At 70.5% G+C, this 6,188-nt stretch carries 5 protein-coding genes; 2 read left to right on the top strand and 3 right to left on the bottom strand.

The window, feature by feature from the left end:
• Window positions 1-33 precede the first annotated feature (33 nt).
• Both A5681_RS22345 and A5681_RS22340 read left to right on the top strand, forming a co-directional pair.
• Window positions 34-2,112 carry an ATP-binding cassette domain-containing protein gene (locus A5681_RS22345; protein WP_197498687.1) on the top strand — a complete coding sequence of 693 codons (2,079 nt, stop codon included), beginning with the start codon at window positions 34-36 and terminating at the stop codon, window positions 2,110-2,112.
• A gap of 1 nt (window position 2,113) precedes the next feature.
• Window positions 2,114-4,675 (top strand): ATP-binding cassette domain-containing protein, encoded by a 2,562-nt coding sequence (locus A5681_RS22340; protein ID WP_067280589.1) that lies wholly within the window; start codon window positions 2,114-2,116, stop codon window positions 4,673-4,675.
• Window positions 4,676-4,677: 2 nt separating this feature from the next.
• Here A5681_RS22340 and A5681_RS22335 read toward each other — a convergent pair whose 3' ends face one another.
• Genes A5681_RS22335 through A5681_RS22325 form a run of 3 tightly spaced genes read right to left on the bottom strand, consistent with a single transcriptional unit; the run spans window position 4,678 to window position 6,186 of the window.
• The gene (locus A5681_RS22335; protein WP_067280586.1) at window positions 4,678-5,229 is read right to left on the bottom strand and encodes a pentapeptide repeat-containing protein; all 552 of its coding nucleotides are present in this window, start codon (window positions 5,227-5,229) and stop codon (window positions 4,678-4,680) included.
• Window positions 5,226-5,819: a GTP-binding protein gene (locus A5681_RS22330; protein ID WP_067280584.1), complete on the bottom strand. Its 594-nt coding sequence runs from the start codon at window positions 5,817-5,819 to the stop codon at window positions 5,226-5,228. The genes A5681_RS22335 and A5681_RS22330 overlap by 4 nt, the downstream gene beginning before the upstream one ends.
• Window positions 5,800-6,186, bottom strand: coding sequence for a DUF742 domain-containing protein (locus A5681_RS22325; protein WP_067280582.1), 387 nt, complete (start codon window positions 6,184-6,186; stop codon window positions 5,800-5,802). The genes A5681_RS22330 and A5681_RS22325 overlap by 20 nt, the downstream gene beginning before the upstream one ends.
• Window positions 6,187-6,188: the final 2 nt, after the last annotated feature.

The following is a 6,188-nucleotide window of genomic DNA, read 5'->3' as shown; positions in this document are numbered from 1 at the left end:
CGCCACGTCGCCGCCTCCTGACGGCGGACCAGGATGCCGCCGGCCAACTTCCAGCCGCACCCCCAGCTGTCCGGGGTGGCGTCGCCGCAGACCGAGATGAGCCGCGCGTCCGCCAAGCCGCCCGAGGTCGCCAACCTCGCGACCAAGATGTTCCAGGCGCTCATGCCGTCGCGCTCGGGGGCGATGCAGAAACCCTCCGGCGCGCTGACGATCGGCCGGGCGACCGACAACGACGTCGTCATTCAGGACGTCCTGGCGTCCCGCCACCACGCGTTTTTGACTCAGACGCCGCTGGGCACCGAGATCCGCGACGCGCACAGCGTCAACGGCACCTTCGTCAACGGCGTGCGGGTCGGGTCCGCCGTGCTGACAGAGGGCGACGTGGTCACCATCGGCAACGTCGACCTGGTGTTCACCCGCGGCGAGCTGCTCCGGCGCACCGAGGCCGCGACCCGCAGCGGCGGCCTGGAGGTCAACTCCGTCTGCTACACCGTCGACCAGAACAAGCAACTGCTCGACCACATCTCGCTGACCGCGCGGCCCGGCACGCTGACGGCCATCATCGGCGGCTCGGGCGCCGGCAAGACCACGCTGTCGCGGGTGATCGTGGGTTACACCAGCCCCACCTCGGGCTCGGTGACCTTCGAGGGCCACGACATCCACGCCGAGTACGCGACCATGCGCAGCCGGATCGGGATGGTCCCGCAGGACGACGTCGTGCACCGCCAGCTGACCGTCAACCAGGCCCTGAACTACGCCGCCGAGCTGCGGCTGCCGCCCGACACCAGCAAGGCCGAGCGGGCGCAAATCGTCGCGCAGGTCCTCGAAGAACTGGACATGACCAAGCACGCCGAGACCCGGGTCGACAAGCTGTCCGGCGGCCAGCGCAAGCGCGCCTCGGTGGCGCTCGAACTGCTCACCCAGCCGTCGCTGCTGCTCCTCGACGAACCGACCTCCGGCCTGGACCCGGCGCTCGACCGTCAGGTCATGCTGATGCTGCGCCAGCTCGCCGACGCCGGCCGCACGGTATTGGTGGTGACCCACTCGGTCTCGTACCTGGACGTCTGCGACCAGATCCTGCTGATCGCGCCGGGCGGCAAGACCGCCTTCTGCGGCCCGCCCGACCAGGTCGAGGCGGCCATGGGCACCCGCAACTGGGCCGACATCTTCGCCAAGGTCGGCGCCGACCCCGACGAGGCCAACCGCCGATTCAAGGAACGCGATCAGCAGTCGTCGCGGCCGCCGACCCCGCAAAGCCCCGCCGACCTGGGTGAGCCGCCGAAGACGGACCTGTGGCGGCAGCTGTCCACGATCGCCCGCCGCCAGGTCCGCCTCGTCGTGTCCGACCGCGGCTACACCATCTTCCTGGCGATCCTGCCGTTCCTGATCGGGGCGTTGTCGCTGACGGTCAAGGGCCCCCATCCGGGCCTCGGCCCGGCCGACCCGCTCGGCCCCGCGCCCACGCAGCCGCAATACATCATGGTGCTGCTGAACATCGGCGCCGTCTTCATGGGCACCGCGCTGACCATCCGCGACCTGATCGGCGAGCGCCCGATCTTCCGACGCGAGCAGGCCGTCGGCCTGTCCACGACCGCCTACCTGCTGGCCAAGATCGCGGTGTTCTGCGTCTTCGCGACGCTGCAGGCGGCGATCGCGACCATCATCGTGCGGCTGGGCAAGGGCGCGCCGACGGCGCATCCGCCCTTCTTCGGCAACTCCACCTTCTCGCTGTTCGTCACCGTCGCCGGGACCTGTGTGGCCTCGGCGATGCTGGGCCTGCTGTTGTCGGCCTGCGCGCAGTCCAACGAACAGATCATGCCGCTACTCGTGGTGTCGATCATGTCGCAGCTGGTGTTCTCCAGCGGCATGATCCCCGTCTATCAGCGATTCGGCCTCGAAGAGCTCGCCTGGCTGACACCGGCACGCTGGGGCTACGCCGCCGGGGCGTCGTCGATCGACTTTCCGTCGCTGGTGAAGGTCAAACAGATCCCGACCAACGACCCGATCTGGCAGCACTCCAAGCACATCTTCGTGTTCGACATGGCGATGCTGGCGTTTCTGTCCATCGCCTACACCGGCTTCGTCCGGTGGCACATCCGCTTGAAACGCTGAGATGCCCCAAGCCGCCGAGCCCGTCCTGACCGTTCGATCGGACCGATCGAAGGGCAGCTTCGCGGCCGGCCGCGACGTGGTCGTCGGCAGCGACCTGCGGGCGGACTTGCGGGTGGCGCATCCGCTGGTCGCCCGCTCGCACCTGCTGCTGCGCTTCGATCGCGGCAAATGGGTGGCGCTGGACAACAATTCGCTGAACGGGGTGTACGTCAACGGCCAGCGGGTGCCGCTGGTCGACATCGAAGACGGCCAGTCCATCAACATCGGCAAGCCCGACGGCCCCCGGATCACCTTCGAGATCGGCCACCACACCGGCAGCGTCGGCATGCTTCCGCCCACCACGGAGTCGATCCCGGTGATCGCGCCGCCCAGCGACGCCCGGCCGGCGCCCGCGCCGTCGACCGGGCCCCGACCGCAGGCCCCGCCGCGGCAACCCGCGGCCCCGCCGCCGCGCCCGCGCCCCTGGGCGGGCCCGCAGCGCACCACCGCGGTCCCCATCGTCCGGCCGGACGCCGCGACCCGATCGGTGCCACAAACCGGCGGGCCCCCCGACGCGAGCCCGGCCACCCAGATCGGCGTCAGCGGCCAGGTGGCGGAGTTCCCCACCACCCGGGTGAAGAACCTGGGCCCGGACGCCGACCGCAGGACCGACCGGCCCGGCCGCCCCGCCTGGATCGGGCGGGCGCTCGACAACGACATCGTCATCCACGACGTGCTGGCGTCGCGCCATCACGCGTTCCTCACCCTCACCCCGGCGGGCCCCGAGATCCGCGACGCCAACAGCAGCAACGGCACCTTCGTCAACGGGGTCAAGGCCGCGTCCGCGGTGCTCTCCGAGGGCGACGTCGTGACGATCGGCAACGTCGACCTGGTGTTCTCCGGCGGCATCCTGGTCCGCCGTCAGGAGGCGGCGACGCGCACGGGCGGCCTGGAGGTGCACGGCGTCGACTTCAATGTCAACGGCAAGAATCTGCTCGAGCGGATCTCGCTCACGGCGCGCCCCGGCACGCTGACCGCCCTCATCGGCGGGTCCGGCGCGGGCAAGACCACGCTGTCGAGGCTGATCGCCGGCTACGCGACGCCGACCTCCGGCGTGGTCACGTTCGAGGGCCACAACATCCACACCGAGTACGCGTCGCTGCGCACCCGGATCGGGATGGTGCCGCAGGACGACGTGGTGCACCGCCAGCTCACGGTCAACCAGGCGCTGGGGTACGCGGCCGAGCTGCGGCTGCCGCCCGACACCAGCAAGGCCGACCGCGAAGAGGTCGTCGCGCAGGTGCTCGACGAGCTGGGGCTGACCCAGCACGCGGAGACCCGGGTCGACAAGCTGTCGGGCGGGCAGCGCAAGCGTGCCTCGGTGGCGCTGGAGCTGCTCACCGGGCCGTCGCTGCTGATCCTCGACGAGCCGACGTCGGGCCTGGACCCGGCGCTGGACCTGCAGGTCATGACGATGCTGCGCCAGCTGGCCGACGCCGGCCGGGTGGTGCTGGTGGTCACCCATTCCCTGACCTACCTCGACGTCTGCGACCAGGTGCTGCTGATGGCGCCCGGGGGTAAGACCGCGTTCCTTGGGCCGCCCGACCAGATCGGCGCGGCCATGGGGACCACCAACTGGGCGCAGATTTTCGCGAAGGTCGGCGCCGACCCGGACGAGGCCAATCGCCGCTTCCTGGCGCAGAACAAACCGCCGCCACCCGCCCAGACCGAGGCGCCCGCCGACCTCGGCGTCCCGCCGCGCACCAGCATGCGCCGCCAGTTCTCCACGATCGCCCGCCGCCAGGTCCGCCTGGTGGTCGCCGACCGCGCCTACTTCGTCTTCCTGGCGCTGCTGCCGTTCGTGATGGGTGCGCTGTCGCTGACCGTTCCCGGCCACACCGGTTTCGGCTACGCCGATCCGACCAGTGAATCGGCCGGTGAGGCCGGGACGATCCTGACCCTGCTCACCATGGCCGCGGCGTTCATGGGTACCGCGCTGACCATCCGCGACCTGATCGGCGAGCGCCCGATCTTCCGGCGCGAGCAGGCGGTCGGGCTGTCGACCAGCGCATACCTGCTGGCCAAGATCGCGGTGTTCTGCACGTTCGCGGTCGTCCAGGCGGCGGTCGCGACCGCGATCGTGGTGGTGGGCAAGGGCCCGCCGAAGCGGCCGGCCGTCCTGCTCGGCAACGCGACGCTCGAGCTGTTCGTCGCCGTCGCGGCGACGTGTGTGGCCGCGGCGATGCTGGGCCTGCTGCTGTCGGCGCTGGCGCGCTCCAACGAGCAGATCATGCCGCTGCTGGTGGTGTCGCTGATGATGCAGATGGTGCTGTCCGGCGGGATGGTGCCGGTCACCAACAGGATCTTCCTCGACCAACTGTCGTGGGCGGTGCCCTCGCGGTGGGGGTACGCCGCGCAGGCGTCGACGGTCGACCTGTGGGCCGTGGCGCCCGGCCCGCAGAGCCCGCGCGACAGCCACTTCCAGCACACGTCGGGAACCTGGCTGTTCGACATGGGCATGCTCGCGCTGCTGTCGGTCACCTACGCCGCCGTGGTGCGCTGGCGCATCCGGCTCAAGCAGTGACGTCAGCCGTCCAGGCGCAAGCCTTGCGCCGCCGCGAAGGCCACCGCCTGGCCGACGTCGACGCGGGCGCCCGTCAGCGAGGCGGTCCGCCACAGCGCGGGATCCACCGTGGCGCCGCGCAGGTCGGCGTCGTCCAGCCGGGCGCCCGTCGCCCGCGCACCGGACAGGTCGGCGCGGCGTAACGCCGCCTTGCGCAGGTCGGCCTCCACCAGGCTGGCCTCCCGCAGCCGGCAGCCGCTCAGGTCGACGCCGCGCAGGTCGTTACCGCCCAGCACCGCCAGCGTGAAGTCGACCTCGTCGAAGGAGATCGGCCGCATCCGGCACTGCACGAACACCGACCCCAGCATGCTGCACTGCGCGAAGGTGCTGTGCCACAACGAGGTTCGCCGGAAGGTGCAATTGCGGAACGCCGACCCGCGGTGCCGGGATTCGGCTAGGTTGGCCCCGCTGAAGTTGCACCCGTCGAACACGGCCCGCTCGGTGTCCAGCCGGGTCAGGTCCTCGTCGGTGAAGTCGTGGCCTTCGAAGTGGCGATCGGCCCACCGCTCGGTCAACTGGCCAGGCTGCTCAGCGCGTATTCACTGACGGCGATCAGCGCGTCGGTCGCCGACCGGCGGTCCCGGGCGTCGACCGTGATCACCGGGATGTGCGCGGGCAGGGTGAGCGCCTCACGGACCTCCGCGACCGGGTAGCGCGGGGCGCCGTCGAACTCGTTGACCGCGATCAGGAACGGCAGGTTGCGGTGCTCGAAGAAGTCGACCGCGGCGAAGCTGTCCTCCAGGCGCCGGCAGTCCACCAGCACGATCGCCCCGATGGCGCCGCGCACCAGGTCGTCCCACATGAACCAGAACCGGCGTTGACCCGGCGTCCCGAACAGGTAGAGCACCAGGTCCTCGTCCAGCGTGATCCGGCCGAAGTCCATCGCGACGGTGGTGGTCCGCTTGTCCGGGGTGGCCTCCAGCGCGTCGACGGCGGTCGAGGCGTCGGTCAGCATCGCCTCGGTGCGCAACGGCATGATCTCCGACACCGCGCCGACGAACGTCGTCTTGCCGGCACCGAATCCGCCGGCGATGACGATCTTCGTCGAGGCGTGGGCCGGATCGGAATACACCTCGGAGTGCGCCTCAGAGTGCCTTAAGGCCACGCAGCGTCCTTCCTATGAGTTCGTGGCGCTCATCTCTGGTCGAACGCTCGGACAACGTCTTATGCACCCGAAGGTAGCCGGACAAAACCAGATCGCCGACCAGGACGCGCGTGACGCCGAGCGGCAGATCCAGCCGGGCCGAGATCTCCGCGACCGACGGGCTGCCGACGCACAGTTGGATGATCTTGCCTTTCGCGTCGTCGGGCGGCCACCGGTGGGCCAGCCCGGCCTGCAACGTCTGGATCGGCGCTTCCACGGGAAGGTCGACGTCGGTGCCGGTCCGTCCGGACGTCAGGGTGTACGGGCGGACCAGGTTCCCTCGACGTGCGGTCGGCTCAGCAAGATGCCGGGGCTCGCGGTCGTCCATCG

It is taken from the genome of Mycobacterium scrofulaceum, from assembly GCF_001667885.1.
Lineage (GTDB): Bacteria > Actinomycetota > Actinomycetes > Mycobacteriales > Mycobacteriaceae > Mycobacterium > Mycobacterium scrofulaceum_C.
Note: the sequence above shows the minus strand (reverse complement) of the source record. Positions and strands in the feature narration are given on the sequence as shown.